The organism is Ardenticatenales bacterium (assembly GCA_020634515.1).
In the GTDB taxonomy this organism is placed as follows: domain Bacteria; phylum Chloroflexota; class Anaerolineae; order Promineifilales; family Promineifilaceae; genus JAGVTM01.
In genome coordinates, this window is record JACKBL010000007.1 from 311,019 (window position 1) to 329,683 (window position 18,665).

At 54.6% G+C, this 18,665-nt stretch carries 13 protein-coding genes and 1 CRISPR repeat array; of the genes, 4 read left to right on the top strand and 9 right to left on the bottom strand.

The window, feature by feature from the left end; genetic code table 11:
- Window positions 1-137: 137 nt before the first annotated feature.
- The gene (locus H6650_18780; protein ID MCB8954054.1) at window positions 138-2,156 is read right to left on the bottom strand and encodes a (Fe-S)-binding protein; all 2,019 of its coding nucleotides are present in this window, start codon (window positions 2,154-2,156) and stop codon (window positions 138-140) included.
- 1,802 nt (window positions 2,157-3,958) lie between these two features.
- Between H6650_18780 and H6650_18785 the strand changes: the two genes are divergently transcribed.
- Complete coding sequence (locus tag H6650_18785) at window positions 3,959-4,159, top strand: hypothetical protein (GenBank protein ID MCB8954055.1); 201 nt, start codon at window positions 3,959-3,961, stop codon at window positions 4,157-4,159.
- Window positions 4,160-4,165: 6 nt separating this feature from the next.
- Here H6650_18785 and H6650_18790 read toward each other — a convergent pair whose 3' ends face one another.
- Complete coding sequence (locus tag H6650_18790) at window positions 4,166-4,354, bottom strand: hypothetical protein (GenBank protein ID MCB8954056.1); 189 nt, start codon at window positions 4,352-4,354, stop codon at window positions 4,166-4,168.
- A gap of 12 nt (window positions 4,355-4,366) precedes the next feature.
- Between H6650_18790 and H6650_18795 the strand changes: the two genes are divergently transcribed.
- Window positions 4,367-5,854, top strand: a complete 1,488-nt coding sequence (locus H6650_18795) for a site-specific DNA-methyltransferase (protein ID MCB8954057.1) — start codon at window positions 4,367-4,369, stop codon at window positions 5,852-5,854.
- A gap of 198 nt (window positions 5,855-6,052) precedes the next feature.
- Here the strand turns inward: H6650_18795 and H6650_18800 are convergent, their stop codons facing one another.
- Complete coding sequence (locus tag H6650_18800) at window positions 6,053-6,397, bottom strand: hypothetical protein (GenBank protein MCB8954058.1); 345 nt, start codon at window positions 6,395-6,397, stop codon at window positions 6,053-6,055.
- A gap of 462 nt (window positions 6,398-6,859) precedes the next feature.
- Here H6650_18800 and H6650_18805 point away from each other — a divergent pair, with 462 nt between their 5' ends.
- Together H6650_18805 and H6650_18810 are read left to right on the top strand one after the other, a co-directional pair.
- Window positions 6,860-8,569 carry a transposase gene (locus H6650_18805; GenBank protein MCB8954059.1) on the top strand — a complete coding sequence of 570 codons (1,710 nt, stop codon included), beginning with the start codon at window positions 6,860-6,862 and terminating at the stop codon, window positions 8,567-8,569.
- Between the two features lie 218 nt (window positions 8,570-8,787).
- Window positions 8,788-12,527: direct repeats of the CRISPR family, unit length 37 nt; unit sequence GTCTTAATCCCTCAAAGGGTGGAGCATCCTTTCGGAC.
- A 362-nt stretch (window positions 12,528-12,889) separates the two neighbouring features.
- The gene (locus H6650_18810) at window positions 12,890-14,317 is read left to right on the top strand and encodes a WYL domain-containing protein (protein MCB8954060.1); all 1,428 of its coding nucleotides are present in this window, start codon (window positions 12,890-12,892) and stop codon (window positions 14,315-14,317) included.
- 11 nt (window positions 14,318-14,328) lie between these two features.
- Here the strand turns inward: H6650_18810 and cas2 are convergent, their stop codons facing one another.
- The 6 genes from cas2 to cas6 form a co-directional block, all read right to left on the bottom strand.
- Entirely contained in the window at window positions 14,329-14,601 is a 273-nt protein-coding gene (gene cas2, locus H6650_18815) for a CRISPR-associated endonuclease Cas2 (GenBank protein MCB8954061.1), read from the bottom strand.
- 1,294 nt (window positions 14,602-15,895) lie between these two features.
- Window positions 15,896-16,393, bottom strand: a complete 498-nt coding sequence (locus H6650_18820; protein ID MCB8954062.1) for a ribonuclease HI family protein — start codon at window positions 16,391-16,393, stop codon at window positions 15,896-15,898.
- Window positions 16,347-16,622 carry a DUF370 domain-containing protein gene (locus H6650_18825; protein MCB8954063.1) on the bottom strand — a complete coding sequence of 92 codons (276 nt, stop codon included), beginning with the start codon at window positions 16,620-16,622 and terminating at the stop codon, window positions 16,347-16,349. Before H6650_18825 ends, H6650_18820 begins: the two co-directional genes overlap by 47 nt.
- The gene (locus H6650_18830; GenBank protein MCB8954064.1) at window positions 16,609-17,001 is read right to left on the bottom strand and encodes a CRISPR-associated endonuclease Cas1; all 393 of its coding nucleotides are present in this window, start codon (window positions 16,999-17,001) and stop codon (window positions 16,609-16,611) included. The genes H6650_18825 and H6650_18830 overlap by 14 nt, the downstream gene beginning before the upstream one ends.
- A 385-nt stretch (window positions 17,002-17,386) precedes the next feature.
- A complete protein-coding gene (locus tag H6650_18835) occupies window positions 17,387-17,767 on the bottom strand; it encodes a hypothetical protein (GenBank protein ID MCB8954065.1) in 381 nt (126 codons plus the stop codon).
- Window positions 17,764-18,534, bottom strand: a complete 771-nt coding sequence (gene cas6 / locus H6650_18840; protein MCB8954066.1) for a CRISPR system precrRNA processing endoribonuclease RAMP protein Cas6 — start codon at window positions 18,532-18,534, stop codon at window positions 17,764-17,766. Before cas6 ends, H6650_18835 begins: the two co-directional genes overlap by 4 nt.
- Between the last annotated feature and the right edge of the window lie 131 nt (window positions 18,535-18,665).

The window sequence follows — 18,665 nt, forward strand, 5'->3', positions numbered from 1 at the left end:
TACTTCGGATGTTACCCCGAATACGCACGTTGGCGCAACCCCAGAATGGTCCTGGCCGGGAGAACCGCCTGGGAAAATAAAAAGGGGTGCAGTTTCTGCACCCCCAGGGTAAGCGATTGCTGACACGACGGACTATATCAGGCGCGAATGGCCTCGGCGACTACCTGGGCCACGTCTTTGATTTGCATGGCGCTGCCGGCATTTTGGTTGGCATCCTTCATCATAATCGAACAGAACGGACAACCAACTGCCAACACCTCCGCGCCCGTTCCCTTTGCTTCCTCATACCGGTTGATATTCACCGCCTGGGTTCCGTGTTCCTCTTCTTTCCACATCTGCGCTCCGCCCGCGCCGCAACAGAAGGAGTTATTCTTATGGCGGTTCATTTCCAGCAGCGTCAGCCCGGCCTGCGCCAGCGCGTCGCGGGGGGCGTCGTAGATGCCGTTGTGCCGGCCCAGATAGCAGGGATCGTGGAATGTGACTTTCTCCAGGCGATTGCCGTTGAGTTGCAACTTCCCTTTGCCCACCAGGTCGGCAATCATTTGCGTGTGGTGCAGCACGCGATAATGTCCGCCCAACGCCGGGTACTCCTTTCCCAGTGTGTGCAGGCAGTGGGGACAGCCGGTGACGATGGTTTTCTTGTCCGCCCCGACTTCGTTCAGGACTTCGATATTTCCCATAGCCATCTCAAAGAAGAGGTATTCGTTGCCGGCACGACGGGCGCTATCTCCCGTGCAAGTCTCCATGCCCCCCAAAACCGCAAAATTGACGCCGGCGCTGTGCAGCACCGTGGCAATCGCCTGGGCAATTGCCTGTCCGCCGGGATCAAATGCGCCGGCACAGCCCACCCAGTACAATACGTCGAAATCCGGGTTGTCTTCCACGGTGGGAACCTGGAAGTCAAGCGGCTCCGTCCAGGCCATGCGGTCTTCCGTCATCCCCCACGGATTTTGCAGCCGCTCCATGCCCGTAAACGCTGCCTTTAGCTGGTCGGGGAAGCTGCTTTCCATCATCACCCGGTCCTGGCGCATTTGCAGAATGTCGAACATTGGCTCGTTCCCCACGGGGCACGCTTCCACGCAGGCGCCGCAGGTGGTGCAGGCCCACAGCGCGCTTTCGGATATGGCGAAATCGAGCAAGGGGATGGTGTCGTCCGCGCCATCCGCCAGGCTGGCCATGTGTTCGCGCAGGAAGTACCGCTTGTTGACTTCAATGGCCGCGGGCGAAAGCTCTTTGCCTGTGTTGTAGGCGGGGCACGCCTGCTGGCAGCGGTTGCACATGATGCAGGCGAAGGCGTCCAGGATTTGCGTTTTGGGCAGTTGCGTGAGCGTGGCGACGCCGAACTGTTCAACGGTTTCATCTTCGAAGTCGAGCGGGTCCAGCGCGCCGAGGGCGGCCCGCTCCGGGCGCGTCATGAAGTTGAGCGGCCCCATGAAGAGGTGGGCGTGCTTGGTGGCGGGGAAGTAGGGGATGAAGAGGAGGATGAGGCCGAGGGCCAGCCACCAGGCGGCGTGCCAGCCGACGGTGAGGGCTGCCGGGGACCAGCCGGACCAGAGGCCGGAGACGATGGAGGCGAAGGGCTGCCACAGTTCGCGGCCTTCGTGGGCCAGGAGGAAGCTCTGTCCGGTGAAGCGGGAGCCGACGTGGAAGAGAATGAAGAAGGCGACGATGAAGGAGTCCTGGCTGATGCCGCCCTGGCGGGCTTTGGGGTGGAGTTTGACGTTTTCGCGGATTTGCAGGGGTTGGGCGCGGGCGATGAAGCGGCGGATGATGAAGTAGATGACGCCCACGAGGACGGTTACACTAAACAGGTCGGCGAGGAGACGGTAAATGCCGGCAAACACCGTGTCCCCCAGGAAGTGAAAGCCGGGCACAAACCCCTCCAACACATCCACGATATTCACCAACCCATAGAAAATGAATCCCCAGGCCACGCCATAGTGGAAAATCGACGTAATTTTGCGGTTCTTGAGGATGTCGCCTTGCGTGAACAGGGCTACCGTGCCTTTGAGCAACCGTTGCGGCAAATGGTCCAGGCGTAATTCACCCTCGCCGCGCATGATGATCTTATACATGCGCTCAAAGGCGATGTATCCGGCGGACAAAGAAGCAAGGACGAGCAGCGTAAAGAGGAGTTTTTCGACGGTGGTCAGCATAATGTCCTACCTTGTTGAGGTGCGCTCTGGTGGGGTGATGGCAGAGGCACGATGGGGTAGCTGGGCGCGCCCGGTTCGTAAATTAACCGCCGGCGCGAGGAAGAATAGAACGCGATGAAGTTGGACAGCCTGGATAGTACACGATTTAGGCCAATCCAGAAAAATATCGATCCAGAAAAGGCGCGATTTTCTGGATTGGCTTGAGGCTTTTTCGGTATGGTATAGGATCCTTCAAATTCCGAAAAAGCCTTACTACGCAGTGCGTCATAAGCCGTTATTGTATCAGTACACTTCGGGGAGACCAAAAAATCTTCTCATTTTCCCTTCATTCTGGCGCGGCACAGTGTATCATAGGTGGATACAGGTCACAAACGCCGCAGGCTGACGAATCGGTGTGGTCACCCTGCGCAAACGGTGGCGTTCTCACGCGCGGAATTGGAAGTGTTATGTCAGTTTATCAGGGAGTATTTTACATGACGCACTTATCTGAGGCGTGCCGCAGGCTTTCGATCAAGTATGTTCAAATAGAAGCGTTGTTGGCCTCGGAGCCGATGTTTGGGTTGGATGACGTGTGTTTGCTTGTTTTGCCGGCACATTCCAAATCACAGCGCGCGGAAACCCTGGTCGGACTATCCTAGTTCAAACGGAATTTGTGTCTGAAAGGAAACTGAGGCATTGTTGGGCTTGTGACAGAACCAACAATCCCTCAGCAACGCAAGTATAGCACAGACAAAAACAACGCTCGGTGGGAATCACGACGGATTGTGATTCCAATGCAGTACGAAGAGTACCAAGAAACGATGACCGACCCACAACAAGCCAAAACCTACATTGAACAACAAATGGCAAGCCATCCCGAATTGTTTCCACCAGCTATGCAAGCCGGATACAAACTGCACGGATGGACAAGGCCATCGAAGAAAATGCCAGAAGTACACTTGCGCCGCATTCGGTTACAGATAGAGAATGAAGCGGGGCAAAAGCTGGCCTACACCATTGCCCCATGCGACCTGCTGCCTTATCTGGTAGGAACGGTAACAGAAGTAGAGAAGGCGCTCTTCTTGAAGCAGTTCGGTGTTCCCGATTGGGCGTTGACTTACGTGTTTGGGCGCAACGATAGCTATTGGTACCGTCTTACCGAGTCGTTTGGTCGATTCAGTCTAGTGGGAACGACCGTGAAAGAAGCAGAAAAGCTGCCAACTGATCTGTTAGCAGATGAAAAACATGCCAAAGCCCATGGCGGCAAATGGTACGTAGCCACGACAGTAGCCCAGGATTGCGTACTGGGGGCGGCTGTATCCCAGAGCGCCGATGCAGAAGGGTTGACCGCTGCTTACGAGGTATTCAAAGAAGAAGCACAGCAGCTAAACCCCAGTTACAAACCCGATTCGGTCAATGTAGATGGATGGGCAGCGACAAGTAAGGCATGGCAGACCCTGTTTCCAGCCATCACAATTATCCTGTGCTTTTTACATGCCTTCATCAAAATACGGGGGCGATGCAAGCGATTGGGTAACACCTACACCCAAATCAAACAGCAAGTGTGGGGTATCTACCAGGCGACAAGTCGTCCCGATTTCAAACAGGGCATTACCATGCTTCAGCAGTGGGTGATGCACAATCGAGACAAGTTAAGTGGTTATGCAATCGAGGCCATAGACAAACTATGTCAGCGAGCTGACCAATACTGTCTCGCATTTGACCATCCTACAGCCCACCGTACCAGCAATATGCTTGACCGCCACATGGGGCTTATGGCTCGCTGGCTAGCGGGTGGACGATATTTTCATGGGAATCTACAAGTGGCTGACCTGAGGACACGTGCGTGGGCGTTGTTGCACAACTTTCGCCCTTACTGTCCGCGATCAAAAGTGAGCAAGGAGTATCAGTCACCTGCTCACAAGCTGAATGGATTTGTTTATCGAGAAAACTGGCTAGAAAACCTCTTGGTTGCCTCATCTAATCAGGGGTTTAGGTGTAGCCACAAAAAACGATTGAACTAGGGACTATCATCCCTGGTCGAACGCATCGCCGCTCATCTCGGCGAAAATGCCACGCTGATTACACTGGGAGAACCCATCGATCTGGTCCATGTGCATGCCTCCGTTTCGCCAATGCTGCACTATCAATTGTGGGTAGCCATCAAACGGCAAATCAGTAAAGTCGTGGATGATCATACCGCTTTGCCTGAAGGACATTTCGGCGCGCTCGTGCATACACGCTATGAAGGTTCTCTGCGACACACGAAAACGCGACTGGCATACACGTATTGCCCGGCCTGCGACAAAACAACAAAGGATTACGGCGGCAAAAAACACACCTACAATTCCTATGGCACGTTGATTTCCGATGTCTGGCGGGACATACCCTGTGATCTGGAAGGCAACCTGGAGCCTGTGGTCATCCGTTTTGCCGATCTGTTTGGTCTGGAACCGTATCAGGACATGGTTATCCTTGATTGCCGCGACTGGTTCACGCAGGCATCCGTGCCGGAATTAAGGGATGCGGAACGAAAATCAGGCTATGCTCAGGGCTTTCTTGCGCCGGAGCCGGAACTGGCGGAAATTGCTGCCCAAAGCGAATTGGTGGTTGGCGATTGCCTGGAACATTTGCGCCTTTTGCCGGCAAACTCGGTGGATTTCGCCTTTATCGATCCTCCCTATAACCTGGGCAAAAATTACAACGATTACGCGGATGACCTGTCGATTAAGGAGTACTTTGCCTGGTGTGATGCCTGGATAACGGAGACCGCCCGGATTTTGCAACCAGGGCGTACACTGGCACTGTTGAATATCCCGCTGTGGGCGATTCGTCATTTTTTGCACATGGAGACGGTTTTAACGTTTCAATCCTGGATCGCCTGGGATGCGTTATCATTTCCGGTGCGGCGGATAATGCCGGCACACTACGCCATCCTCTGCTTTAGTAAAGGTCAATCCAGGCCCCTCCCCGGACTAACCGGCCTCGCCAATTCCCCGGAACCGTATCATACCCCCAAGACCTTTGACGCCCTACAGCCATTGGCCGATGGCTTCTGCCTGCGCGCCAAATGCGTCAAAGAGCGCGCGGTGCGAGGTATTGACGACAGGATGGAACTCACGGACCTGTGGTCAGACATTCATCGCCTCAAGCATAACAGCCGTCGCGTAGACCACCCCTGTCAACTTCCCCCAGGCCTGATGTATCGACTCATTTCACTTTTCACCCAACCGGGGGAAACCGTTCTGGATTGCTTTAATGGCGCGGGCACAACGACGCTCACCGCCCACCAACTACATCGTCGCTATATAGGCATTGAACTCTCGCGGAAGTATCACGCCCTGGCTGCCGCAAGACACGAAGAAATAGTCTCGGGTCTGGACCCGTTTCGCAAGGCAAAGCGGAAACTGACGGAGAAAAACAGCCATGTTGAACGGATGCCAAAGCGAAAATATGAGGTGCCTAAGAAGCGGTTGCAGTTGGAAGTAAGACGTGTTGCCCAAGACCTGGGGCATTTGCCCTCCCGCGACGAGATGATCCAGTTTGGCGCGTATCCCATTCGCTATTACGATGAATATTTCGTTAGTTGGGGGGAAGTGTGCGCCGCGGCTCGCCATGACGGGATGACGGAAACACGGGAAGCAAACAACAACGGAAATGGCGCAAAGCAGTTGAGTTTCTTTGACCTGGGAAGCGAAGATGCGCGGCGGCGCAAATAATGCCGGCACAATTTAACCCGAGCGGAACATATGCCAACAAACCCTTCCGGAAGCTCAATTTCCGGCCAGGAGCGCCGCACAAGATTGGCTCATTCTTGGCGAATGAACCAATCTGAAGAAAGCAAAACGGCGAGCATCGCCTTGATGCTCGCCGCCGCTGTAAAAATGGCTTATGGACGCCGCCGCTGGCGCTGACGATTACTCCACGGAAAGAACGTGCAACTTGGCGTGCGGGATTGTTTCGTAAGAACCAAAGTGCATCTTAATCGTGTACCCCTGTGTCAAATAAGGGTAATCGCCCCGATGCGCTTTGGTTTCCTTGATGGCGAACTTCACCAGATCAATGAAGCGATCTGGGTCCCCCTTTTGCAGCACCTCCGTGCTTTCTACATGCTCAAAGGGCAGGGCCATCCAATGCACCGAACCTTCGGGATGGATATTTTCAATCAGGGCAAATTGACGTTCATCGTCCCTGGCAATGAAAACGCCAGGCTCTTCGCCATTTAATATGGCGCAAAAGGGACAATACTCATTCTCTGGCATAGTGACCTCCTGGATGGCAGACGCAACTGCCGTGGCTGCTGGCGGATAAGATAAAAAAGAGCAGGGGAGACGCCGTAGGGGACGCATCAGTATAGCTTCTCCCGCCCCGCTTGCCGCAAGTGGATACGTGTGGGTGATACGACAGGCTGGTGCTGTGAAAAATATCACAGAGCCATTTTAGCATAGGCGGCGTAACGGCGTCAATGTGGACTGTCCTGTTGGCAGGGTTTTTCAGTAGTCCGGAAATCTGCTATGTGGGAGCGAATTTGAGCGAATCGCGCTTGCTTCTCACTCGTGTGGCAAATCACCGCAACTTCGGGAAAATCTGCCCTCGATACGACTACTGAAAAACCCTGGTCTAAAACCACGGCATCTGTGTTTTTCGCTTCCAATATGATATTCTTCATCTATCACCTCTTCTGTTTTGGGGTTTGTGAGAAAACACGATCTTAACAGAATGAGGTGATTTTTTGTATCAATTCACGACTACTGAAAAACCCTGATCTCGACATTTTGCTGCTCTGGTTCAGCGACTATGTCTACCAACGCCTGCTGTCCCTGTCCCCCGACCACCCGCTGGTGCGTTTGCAAACGTTGCTGGACTTGAGCGCGCTGGAAACAGCGTGCCAGGGGTTTCATCAACAGAATGGTCAGGGACACCCCATCGTCCACACTCCCGCGCGCCTGGTGCGGTTGCTACTGGTGCGCTACTTCTTCAATGTCAGTTTACGCGAGTGTATCACCATGGCGCGGGAACAGATTCCCGTCAAGTGGTTTGTGGGGTACCCCCTGGCCAGCCAGGGCGTGAGTCATGTCACGCTCCATCGCTTTGAAACCTACGTCCTGGAAAATCATCCCCGTTTGTTCTTCGATACCATTCTGCGGCAGATTGACGCCGCTTTCCCTGAACAGCGCCACCAACCCCAAATAGCGGATACGTTTGCCATGCTGGCGAATGCCCAGTTGGAGACATTGACCGGTCGGCTGCGCCATGGGGCGGCGTTGTTGTTGCTGCACGTCCATCGCCACGAACCAGCGCAATTCTTTACCCTGGCGGACGCGCGGCAACTGCCCCTGTTGGTCGGCGACGAGAGGGAGCGTCCGGAGTTTCTGCTGAACGCCGCCGAGAAACAGGCGCGGCTGACGGAAACAGTCGCTCAGGTCGTTCCGTTGTTGCGTCAGGTGGCTCTCCTTTGCCCCCGCGGGCGAGACGTGCGCCGCTATCAGGAGATGCTGCAAGCGGTATTAGATAAGGAAGTGGAACTGACGGTGGATGAGGCCGGTCAGGTGGTGAGCGCGCGGCAGTTTGGCGAAAAGGAGCGGGGGACGTTTCGCCCGACCTCGGCGACTGACCCGGACGCGACGATTCGCAACCACGGCAAAGGGCAGGACAACGGCTACAACATCCATGTGGCCGCCACCACCCATTTTATCTGTGAGATTCAAGCCGCCACCGGCAGCCAGCCGGACGCAGCCGGCATTGTGCCTTTATTAGAAGCGCAGCGAGAACATCGCGGCGTTTTGCCATCCAAGCTGATCTACGACAAGGCCGGCGGTCATGGTCAGACAATTGCCGCTGTCGCTGTGGCGACCGAGGGGCAGACGCAGTTGGTTGTCAAGCCGGTTCAAGCGGCCAAGAAAAAGGGAAGCAGCGAACTGGGGCCGCTGGATTGTCAATTACAGGAGCAGCTTGACCTGGAAACGGGCGAGTTGAAATCAGCCCTGGTCTGTCCCAGCGGGCAAACGACGACCGTTCGTTACCGGGCGACCTCCTCTCCCGGCTGGTATTACCGGATGGCGGGTGACAAATGCGCGGGCTGCCCGCTGTTCAGCCCCTGCCGCGACAGGGTTTCCAGCGAGAACCAGCCGCGCAACTGGTTCATCAGCGACTACCGCGAACCCGTTTTGGCCGCCTGGGGCTATGTGGAAACGACGGCATTCAGGGCGGATATGAAATTGCGCCCCCACATTGAGCGGGTCATTGCCGGGTTGGTTTTACACTGCGGGGCGCGCTACGCCCGTTTTCGCGGACTGGCTAAGGCAGACTTCCAGGCGAAGATGTGCGCCACCGCTTACAACTTGAAGCGCTGGCTGAACCTGAGCGACCCGAATTACAGGAGGCGCCAGCGGCGAACAGCCGTCGAAGTTGTCTTGGCGCTGCTCACCGCTTAACCATACGTCTGTTGTTCTGACGCCGGGCTACCGCTTTCGGCTGGCTGTCGGCTGGCACAAAATGGGCAAAAACGGCCGTTTTGACGGCCAAAAACAGCAAAAACCGGTAATTATGTAAACAAAACAACGACATTGGCACAATTTGACCCGTGCCGCCCCATTTTCCGCTTTTTTTGAAGCGACTCCGCCACAATTCACCCAACCCATCCGCTACTTCTGCAACACGCTCTCAAAGGGTGGAGCATCCTTTCGGACAGCTGGTTTCGGAGAAGGCCCGATTGTTACAGTGGGTCTTAATCCCTCAAAGGGTGGAGCATCCTTTCGGACACGATGGCTTGATTGTTGCCCGCTGGCTGGCGTCTTGTCTTAATCCCTCAAAGGGTGGAGCATCCTTTCGGACAATGTGCAGATGCAAATGGAGCTGCCATGATAGCTGTCTTAATCCCTCAAAGGGTGGAGCATCCTTTCGGACCTTTTAGGGAACGCGTTTGTCGGCACGGCGTGCTTTGTCTTAATCCCTCAAAGGGTGGAGCATCCTTTCGGACAGCATCGGACGAGCTGGGCTGTGGCCGAATTCGATGTCTTAATCCCTCAAAGGGTGGAGCATCCTTTCGGACTGAGCAAAACGGTGATCTCGCAATCGCCGTTTTGGTCTTAATCCCTCAAAGGGTGGAGCATCCTTTCGGACAAAGGCTAAGCCCGATCCCCTATGATGAGATTTCAAGTCTTAATCCCTCAAAGGGTGGAGCATCCTTTCGGACAAGACCTGGAAAAGGCTTTTAGGATCGCGCATAACCGTCTTAATCCCTCAAAGGGTGGAGCATCCTTTCGGACGCTTTTTGGACCAACTTAGGGTCTGGGGTGTGCGGTCTTAATCCCTCAAGGGGTGGAGCATCCTTTCGGACCTGGTCTGAAACTACCACCATAACTGATGGAAGCGGGTCTTAATCCCTCAAAGGGTGGAGCATCCTTTCGGACGCGCCAAACCGCGTATTACTAGGGGTCGATTCTGAGTCTTAATCCCTCAAAGGGTGGAGCATCCTTTCGGACATTGTGATTTCGGAACTTTCGGATATCAGCAATCTTGTCTTAATCCCTCAAAGGGTGGAGCATCCTTTCGGACGAGAAGTCCGGATACATGGTTTGGCGCATGGTTGCCAGTCTTAATCCCTCAAAGGGTGGAGCATCCTTTCGGACTTTTAGTGGTGTCTGGCAATGTCCGGCAGACCCTCGTCTTAATCCCTCAAAGGGTGGAGCATCCTTTCGGACGTTTAAGGACATCGTTATGCGTTCCGGCCGCATCCCGTCTTAATCCCTCAAAGGGTGGAGCATCCTTTCGGACGTTACCCTGGAGGTGACCCCATGAGGAAGATATTGTTTGTCTTAATCCCTCAAAGGGTGGAGCATCCTTTCGGACAGAGTGGTGGGAGCACGACCACAGAGGGTCGTACAGTCTTAATCCCTCAAAGGGTGGAGCATCCTTTCGGACGCTTGCAGAAGCGTAAGAGGTTGTGGGGCAGGTTTTAGTCTTAATCCCTCAAAGGGTGGAGCATCCTTTCGGACATCCCGTGGAGGGGGGATGCAGTAGTCATTACTACATGTCTTAATCCCTCAAAGGGTGGAGCATCCTTTCGGACTCGTGAGTCGGTCGTCAACTGGTGAGGTCATTACGGTCTTAATCCCTCAAAGGGTGGAGCATCCTTTCGGACCGCCGGAGGCCCAGCAGCACCTGCCCCCGTTGGCGGTCTTAATCCCTCAAAGGGTGGAGCATCCTTTCGGACGAAAAACTCGAGCAGGAAAAACTCGAGGCAGAAATGTCTTAATCCCTCAAAGGGTGGAGCATCCTTTCGGACGCTTGGGATGACCATGGTCACTTCCCAAACAGTCTACGTCTTAATCCCTCAAAGGGTGGAGCATCCTTTCGGACTACTGATTTGGGCTTCACCGGTCTTCGCCGGATATGGTCTTAATTCCTCAAAGGGTGGAGCATCCTTTCGGACTGGCCAGTTGACTACCAAAGGGGAAGACCTCTGGGTCTTAATCCCTCAAAGGGTGGAGCATCCTTTCGGACGGTACCGGGCGACGCCGCGCGGTTCGAACTTCGGTGTCTTAATCCCTCAAAGGGTGGAGCATCCTTTCGGACGCTGGAAAAGCTTCCACAAGATAACTCGGGAAAGAGTCTTAATCCCTCAAAGGGTGGAGCATCCTTTCGGACATAAGCTTGACCAAGCTCCTGTACCGTACGGAAATCGTCTTAATCCCTCAAAGGGTGGAGCATCCTTTCGGACTGTCGCAAGACAAAAGGGCATTCCGCCCTGGAATAGTCTTAATCCCTCAAAGGGTGGAGCATCCTTTCGGACATGATACTCATCGCCTTGGCGATGGTGCAGATTTTGTCTTAATCCCTCAAAGGGTGGAGCATCCTTTCGGACTCAGTAATCCCAATACTTATGAAGACCAATGGAAAGGTCTTAATCCCTCAAAGGGTGGAGCATCCTTTCGGACTCATTTACAAACAGGATTTGTGAACCAAATGAAATTCGTCTTAATCCCTCAAAGGGTGGAGCATCCTTTCGGACCAGAACCTGATCGAATTGAACCCGTAGCTGAAGAAACGTCTTAATCCCTCAAAGGGTGGAGCATCCTTTCGGACTTGTGAACCAAATGAAATTCAAATTTCGATTGTTTGTCTTAATCCCTCAAAGGGTGGAGCATCCTTTCGGACGTAACATTTTCGCTTTGATGGGAGGTACCCTTACCCGTCTTAATCCCTCAAAGGGTGGAGCATCCTTTCGGACGCAGATCGAAAAGCTGAGAAGTGTTGTAATCGATGGTCTTAATCCCTCAAAGGGTGGAGCATCCTTTCGGACGTGAACGTCAACAAATTTCAAATGGAACAATCTGTCGTCTTAATCCCTCAAAGGGTGGAGCATCCTTTCGGACAACCGCACCCCCCCAGGTTTCGCCCTCGGGTGTAAGTCTTAATCCCTCAAAGGGTGGAGCATCCTTTCGGACCCGCTCAGCAATCCGCTGAAATCGGTGCACTCAAAGTCTTAATCCCTCAAAGGGTGGAGCATCCTTTCGGACTCGAAGAACCCAAGCCGAAGGCTGCTTCTAAACCGGTCTTAATCCCTCAAAGGGTGGAGCATCCTTTCGGACATTGCCTCATTGCAGGCCCAGGTTGCTGGACATCAAGTCTTAATCCCTCAAAGGGTGGAGCATCCTTTCGGACGTGACGGTACGTTTTCGGACGGCACCGGTAAGTTGGTCTTAATCCCTCAAAGGGTGGAGCATCCTTTCGGACACGTGCCAGATGAGAGTACACAGTATGCCGTGGTTTTGTCTTAATCCCTCAAAGGGTGGAGCATCCTTTCGGACGAAAGGTACACAGACTTATCGTAATCCCAATTGGAGTCTTAATCCCTCAAAGGGTGGAGCATCCTTTCGGACGCGGGAAAGGTTTGACAATGGAACAGGTTGGAAATGTCTTAATCCCTCAAAGGGTGGAGCATCCTTTCGGACTGCCCGCAAGTTGTACGCAATCCTGGGCGAATTCCCAGTCTTAATCCCTCAAAGGGTGGAGCATCCTTTCGGACCTGGAAGTTGAAACTTTCAAGAATTTTTCAACTGAGTCTTAATCCCTCAAAGGGTGGAGCATCCTTTCGGACACTCGCTTGACTACATTGCCATTGCCATGCGTGTTTGTCTTAATCCCTCAAAGGGTGGAGCATCCTTTCGGACGAACGCAAAACGGGTTGGCCCATCAAGCGTACCGAAGTCTTAATCCCTCAAAGGGTGGAGCATCCTTTCGGACTGCGGAGTTCCGTTATTATCTTAAGGAGAATTGAAAGTCTTAATCCCTCAAAGGGTGGAGCATCCTTTCGGACAGCGTATGCGTCGCGAGCGTGAAATGTCTGAAAAGTCTTAATCCCTCAAAGGGTGGAGCATCCTTTCGGACGGCAGTTATCCACAGGTTGCCAAATTAGCTTTTTTTGCCGATTTTCGCCTGTTTTCAGCCCCGCTTGATCCACCGGATCGCGTTTTCCTGGGTTCGTCGTTTATAACTGCAAAAAGGGCTATTTCTAATGTGGCATTAATGTTCATGGTGGTCATTTTGTACCCTGTTTTCGCCCGTTTTCGCTTCTTTTCGCGCTCAATCACGGTTTTCTGGGTTCAGATGGCGATTGTCACCAAAACGTCACCGACTTGCCAAGAAAAATAGCGGCTGTTATAGTCGCCGGTAAGCCAATTTTCTACCGGCTGCCGACAATCAACGTCACAACCATACACACATTAACAGATAACAACGCAGAATAACTAATGTATTTTATCACAGTTGACATGCACAACGAAACCGAGTTTTCTCGTCCCGTTCTCTCCCCACATACAGTAACGATCACGCTGGCGTACCTGCATCGTTATACACCGGCCATCTTACCCCGCCGCCGCCTGGTTGCCGCCAGGCACTTGCGGGAGATGGCCAATTGGCTTGGTTATCCCCGGCCCGACTTGCGCTCGATTCGCCATCATCACCCGTTAGCAGCGCATTTTGCTTTGCTGCACGCCAGCAGATTTGTATCCTTTTCTGGCGCGGAGACGATACTTTTGCCAGGGGCTACGTCCTGGCTTCATGCGGGAACACACGCGCAAATTGATCGCTTGCTTGCTGTACTGGAGGGAGAAAGATGGCAACAGGCGTTGACTGAATTGGGATTACAAACAGTACTCAAGCCGGATTACACAACGTATCTGCAACAAGTCCTCCAACGCCAGGATGACGCGCCACTCCCATCGTCAGTGCACGCGCGGCTGCAAGTAGCGGCGTCAAAGCAGGTATGGTCATTATGCCTATCCCCGGCGCTACCTACGTGGCTGACCTTTGATTTACTGCAACTGGGTCACTGGCAACCACAACGAAAGCTGTTGCGCTGCACCGCGCTCACGGTGGGGCAAGCTATGCGGCGCGGATATGGTGCGCAAATGATTCGCTGGCTGTTGGAAACGGCGACGCAAGCGCCGCTGCCGTCTGTTGCAGAACAGCAATTGCAGGATTGGCAAAAACGGGATCAAGCTTATCAAGTAGAGCAAGTTTATCTGCTAAGCGTGAAACAACCATCGCGGCTTGCGGATTTGCTGCGCCAAAATCGCTTTCGCCGCTACGTGCAACGGCAATTGTCACCCCGTCACGCGATTATTGCTGGCGAAATGATTCCCGTATTGACAAAATGGCTACAGAAACGTGATTATGCCTTGTCCGCTACGATCCCCAATGGGGGCAACCGTTTGTTGTCTCCTGAGGCAGAAGAAACCGGCTACGACTGGCTTGGTTTACGGCTGCTCATTGGTTTGGGAACGATGGTTCCTTTACCGTATCCCCCACCCTACGCGCGCTTGAACGCTGTGGGCGAGACATTGGACGCTCAGAGGCGGAGCGAGTTAGAGAATGTGGTAGAGGAAATTCTCTCTCGTGTGCAAATAGCCATTCGTGGCCGGGATGCGTTCTTTCCGGCTTCCGAGACGCCCCCGCCAGCTTTGACCGCACATATAGAAGCAACAATTATGGCAGAAGGTCAGTTGCACATTCAGTATCAGTCGCTGGGCGACATTGAGGCGCGGTGGCGTTGCATCCAACCGCTGCGGTTGGAACAGCGGGGTCAACTTTACTATCTTGTTGCTTACTGTTATCAGGCAGAAGATAATCGCGTATTTCGTCTTGATCGCATAAAGGCTTGCGCGGCGGCAACGTGACTCGCACGGGTTTAGACGATTTCTACACCTTTTAATACTTTGCGCAGGTCTTTGCCTATGACAATGACACGGTCGGCGCAATCCAGGGTTAGGGGATAAATGCGAACGCTTTCCCATTCTCTGGTGTTGACCAGCGGGGTCAGGCGTTTCTGTAGCTCAGCCAGTTTGCCGGCATCCAGATCACATTCGAATACACTATATTGAACGCGATAGCCGTACCCTTCCATTATCCTGGCAATACGGCGACGGCGTTTGTCATTGCTGATGTCGTAACTGATGACGATGCGCATATTGGGCCTCGGGGGTACCACCATCCATTGTCAGCGACGTGGCAAAAAAGGAGAAAAACTACTGGACTCTGGCGTTTTTGGCGTGGCGGCTTCAGCCGGTCCACATATGGGGTTTGACCCGGCTAAAGCCTCGACTCCGATCACCCTATGGGGTTGACCGGGCTAAAGTCTCGACTCCGATCACCCTATGGGGTTGACCCGGCTAAAGTCTCGACTCCGATCACCCTATGGGGTTGACCGGGCTAAAGCCTCGACTCCGATCACCCTATGGGGTTGACCGGGCTAAAGTCTCGACTCCGATCACCCTATGGGGTTGACCCGGCTAAAGTCTCGACTCCGATCACCCTATGGGGTTGACCCGGCTAAAGCCTCGACTCCGATCACCCTATGGGGTTGACCCGGCTAGAGCCTCGACTCCGATCACCCTATGGGGTTGACCCGGCTAAAGCCTCGACTCCGATCACCCTATGGGGTTGACCCGGCTAAAGCCTCGACTCCGATCACCCTATGGGGTTGACCCGGCTAAAGCCTCGACTCCGATCACCCTATGGGGTTGACTGGGCTAAAGCCTCGACTCCGATCACCCTATGGGGTTAACCCGGCTAAAGTCTCGACTCCGATCACCCTATGGGGTTAACCCGGCTAAAGTCTCGACTCCGATCACCCTATGGGGTTGACCCGGCTAAAGCCTCGACTCCGATCACCCTATGGGGTTGACCGGGCTAAAGTCTCGACTCCGATCACCCTATGGGGTTGACCGGGCTAAAGCCTCGACTCCGATCACCCTATGGGGTTGACCCGGCTAAAGCCTCGACTCCGATCACCCTATGGGGTTGACCCGGCTAAAGCCTCGACTCCGATCACCCTATGGGGTTGACCTGGCTAGAGCCTCGACTCCGATCACCCTATGGGGTTGACCCGGCTAAAGCCTCGACTCCGATCACCCTATGGGGTTGACCCGGCTAAAGCCTCGACTCCGATCACCCTATGGGGTTGACCCGGCTAAAGCCTCGACTCCGATCACCCTATGGGGTTGACCCGGCTAAAGCCTCGACTCCGATCACCCTATGGGGTTGACCCGGCTAAAGTCTCGACTCCGATCACCCTATGGGGTTGACCCGGCTAAAGCCTCGACTCCGATCACCCTATGGGGTTGACCCGGCTAAAGCCTCGACTCCGATCACCCTATGGGGTTGACCCGGCTAAAGTCTTGACTCCGATCACCCTATGGGGTTGACCCGGCTAAAGTCTCGACTCCGAAACGCCTCAGCATTCAGATCATTTGGCATCACAACAGCTTCCGGGAAAGAGAAAGGGTTCTGAGCCAGGCAGTCAAGCGACGGGTATGTCCGGGACGCAACGAAACACATCGCCCCCGCAAGGCTTCGGCAGCCAAGGCATCCGCCAACTGGTTTTCCGCGCGAGGCACATAGCGAAAGGAGACCTGGTGAAAATAAGCAGCCTGGTGACACAATTGCTGGTGTAATGGCTGTAGATGGGGACTGTTTACGCGACTACGCCCGCGCATCTGGTTGACAAGGATTTCGGAATCGGAAACGATTTCACAGGTAGCGGCGTGTAGCTGTCGGGCTAACTCGAGTCCAAGAAGGGCGGCTTTATACTCCGCCTCATTATTACTCATGGGGGGCAATTGACGGCTCTCCCAACCGAGAAAATATCCCTGATGGGAACGAGCAACCGCGGCAATGCCCGTGTGGGTTCCCCCGGCAGTGCCGCCATCAACGAAAATGGTCAGGCGCGTCGTGGCGTTGTTCAATAAGGGCATTTTGTTGTTCCCAAAGTTTGCGTTCCAGTGCTTCCAGGGACAGGGCCGTGATGATGGCATGTCCCGTGTCCATAATCAGTATCGTGCGGCGCTTCTGTCCGCCGGTGAGGCTGACAATTTGAGAGAGGGGGAGAGCGGAAAGAAAGCGGCGCATGGCAGCGGAGTCTGCTGGGCCCACAGCTATGAGACGTTCTACAAAGAGTAGCCCCTGTTCGTCAGAAGCCAACATAGGCGTCAAAGCCAACCTGGTTGACGGCAGCCAAAACGTCTTTGAGCAATAGGCTGTAGCTAAAACTAAGCAGGGCGTTGAAGGGATCTGGTGGAGGGTAGTAAACGTGACCAGTGAAATTCCAGGTCGGATCCAGGAGCGTTCCCAGAGCTTGAAAGTAATAGGCGGCGGCTATTTGGAAGTATTGGTCGAGGGCTTGCTGGATGCGCCCACCACGGCCCCAGGACAAACTGGTGGATGCCTGAGTCAGGGCAGCTTCAGATTGAGCCAGATTGATGCGCTGCTGTTCCTGTTCGCGATTGTGATCACTTATGTGGCGGCGGCTTTCGGCAAGCCAATGCGGCGGGCTTTTGGCGCAGCCAACCCGGCTGGCGTAAATCCAGAAACGTGCTCAATCCCTCGTCTGTTCGTCCCAACAGAACCTCGACCAGGTTATCAAAGTCGTTTTCTCCTCTGCGGCCTAACTGGGAAGCCATTTGTTTGCGTGAGAGGAAGAAAGAAGAGGCGCGCGTTACGGCGGCGATAAAGACGAGGCGCTTCGGGTATGTCGGCCAGGCTATCGGGAAGCATAGTCATATTCCAAATAGAAGCTTGCCAGGATTATCAAGCGTTCAAGTGTCATCAGGTGGCGGACATGAATGCGTCCTTGAATAACGGTACGTTATAGTATGGCGGATTCTGAAACAGTCGCCAAGCCCGGCAAGCGCAGCATCAAAGCAGCCTGTAGTCATTCAGAATAACGGCGGTGGGTAATAAAAGTACGGTTATCTGCGGGTGCGGGCGTGGTCGCGGATGGCTTGCAGGTTGATGATTTCGGCGATTTCGAATTGGGGTGGGGTGCTGCCATGGAGGGGGCGGGTGCGAATGAGGGCGGGGAAGTAGCCCATGCGGCCGTGGAGTTCGGCGATGAGAATGCCGGCAGCGGGGGCGTATGCGGGCGGGTTGATGAGGATGGGGGCGGTTTGCCATTGGCGGGGAGTGAGGGCGGCGGCATCCACGCGCGCGGCTACCTGGATGGCGAAGGGTTGGGCGTTGTCGAACTGGCAGGGGATGTTGCGGATTTCGGCGATGGCGCGGCCGGCCAGGCGCGCCAGTTGGTCTTGTTGGTCGGGGGTAAGGGGGTGGGTGAAGTTGATGACGATCATGGTTGGGTGGGTTCACAGGCGGCGATGCCCATGCCCATGGCGGTTTTGCGACCAATGCCGGCATAAGCGGCAAACTGACTGAGGGCGTGCCAGATACCGCGTTGGACCTCGCTGCCTTGATGGGCACGGAAGGTGGCCTGGCCGACGAAACCGGTGAAGTCGGCGTGGCGATTGAAGGGGACGACGACGGTGTGAATGTCGTGGGCGATGATGAAGATGTTTTGCGCGCACCAGTCAAGCCACGCTTCTTCAAGGTGTAAGATGGGCGGCGCGAAGGCGTTCCAGGCGCGCCAGAGGCTGCTGTAGACGTTGGCGGGCAAGGGAAGGGGGAGGTCGCCGGGGCCTTGCTTGAAGGAGGTGGGGGAGAGGAAGTGGAGGGTGATGGTGGATGCCGGCATGCTTTCGTATATGAGTTGGGGGAAGGAGGATGCCGGCATTTGCTCTATGGCACAGACGGTGAAGGTCTGGTAGCGGCCAAGGCGGAGTTGGCGTTGATTTTGGTGGGTGGTGGTCCAGGCGTGGTGGAGAATGCCGGCAGCTTCGTCGTTCAGGGCGGTGTAACGCAGGCCCGCCAGGTGGCCGGCGTCGGTGTAGTAGGGGGCCATGGTGAACGGCTTGGGAGCGGGGTGGTCGTGCAGCCAGGCAGCGGCGGCGGGGTTGGCCTGTTTGAGAACGTGGAAGAGGAGGCCATGCAGGCCGCTGGTGGTGACGTGTTGGCCGTCAATGGGGGCACGGTCGGGTTGGAAGGTGATGGTGAGTTGTTGCATAGTGACCTTGATCCATTCCAGGCAGTTAGTAACCGCCCGAAAACAACTTCACACTTTTTACGGGCGGTTACTGACAAGCTGCCCGCACATTTCCGCTAATTTAATTGCGGGCAGCCACTTAGCCAGTGTAA

Bases quoted from the DNA above. Each gene is read 5' to 3' on its own strand.
- H6650_18780 (MCB8954054.1), bottom strand. From the start codon at position 2,156: ATGCTGACCACCGTCGAAAAACTCCTCTTTACGCTGCTCGTCCTTGCT.
- H6650_18800 (MCB8954058.1), bottom strand. From the start codon at position 6,397: ATGCCAGAGAATGAGTATTGTCCCTTTTGCGCCATATTAAATGGCGAA.
- H6650_18790 (MCB8954056.1), bottom strand. From the start codon at position 4,354: ATGTCCTTCAGGCAAAGCGGTATGATCATCCACGACTTTACTGATTTG.
- H6650_18820 (MCB8954062.1), bottom strand. From the start codon at position 16,393: ATGCCCTTATTGAACAACGCCACGACGCGCCTGACCATTTTCGTTGAT.
- H6650_18825 (MCB8954063.1), bottom strand. From the start codon at position 16,622: ATGTTGGCTTCTGACGAACAGGGGCTACTCTTTGTAGAACGTCTCATA.
- H6650_18810 (MCB8954060.1), top strand. From the start codon at position 12,890: ATGTATTTTATCACAGTTGACATGCACAACGAAACCGAGTTTTCTCGT.
- cas6 (MCB8954066.1), bottom strand. From the start codon at position 18,534: ATGCAACAACTCACCATCACCTTCCAACCCGACCGTGCCCCCATTGAC.
- H6650_18835 (MCB8954065.1), bottom strand. From the start codon at position 17,767: ATGATCGTCATCAACTTCACCCACCCCCTTACCCCCGACCAACAAGAC.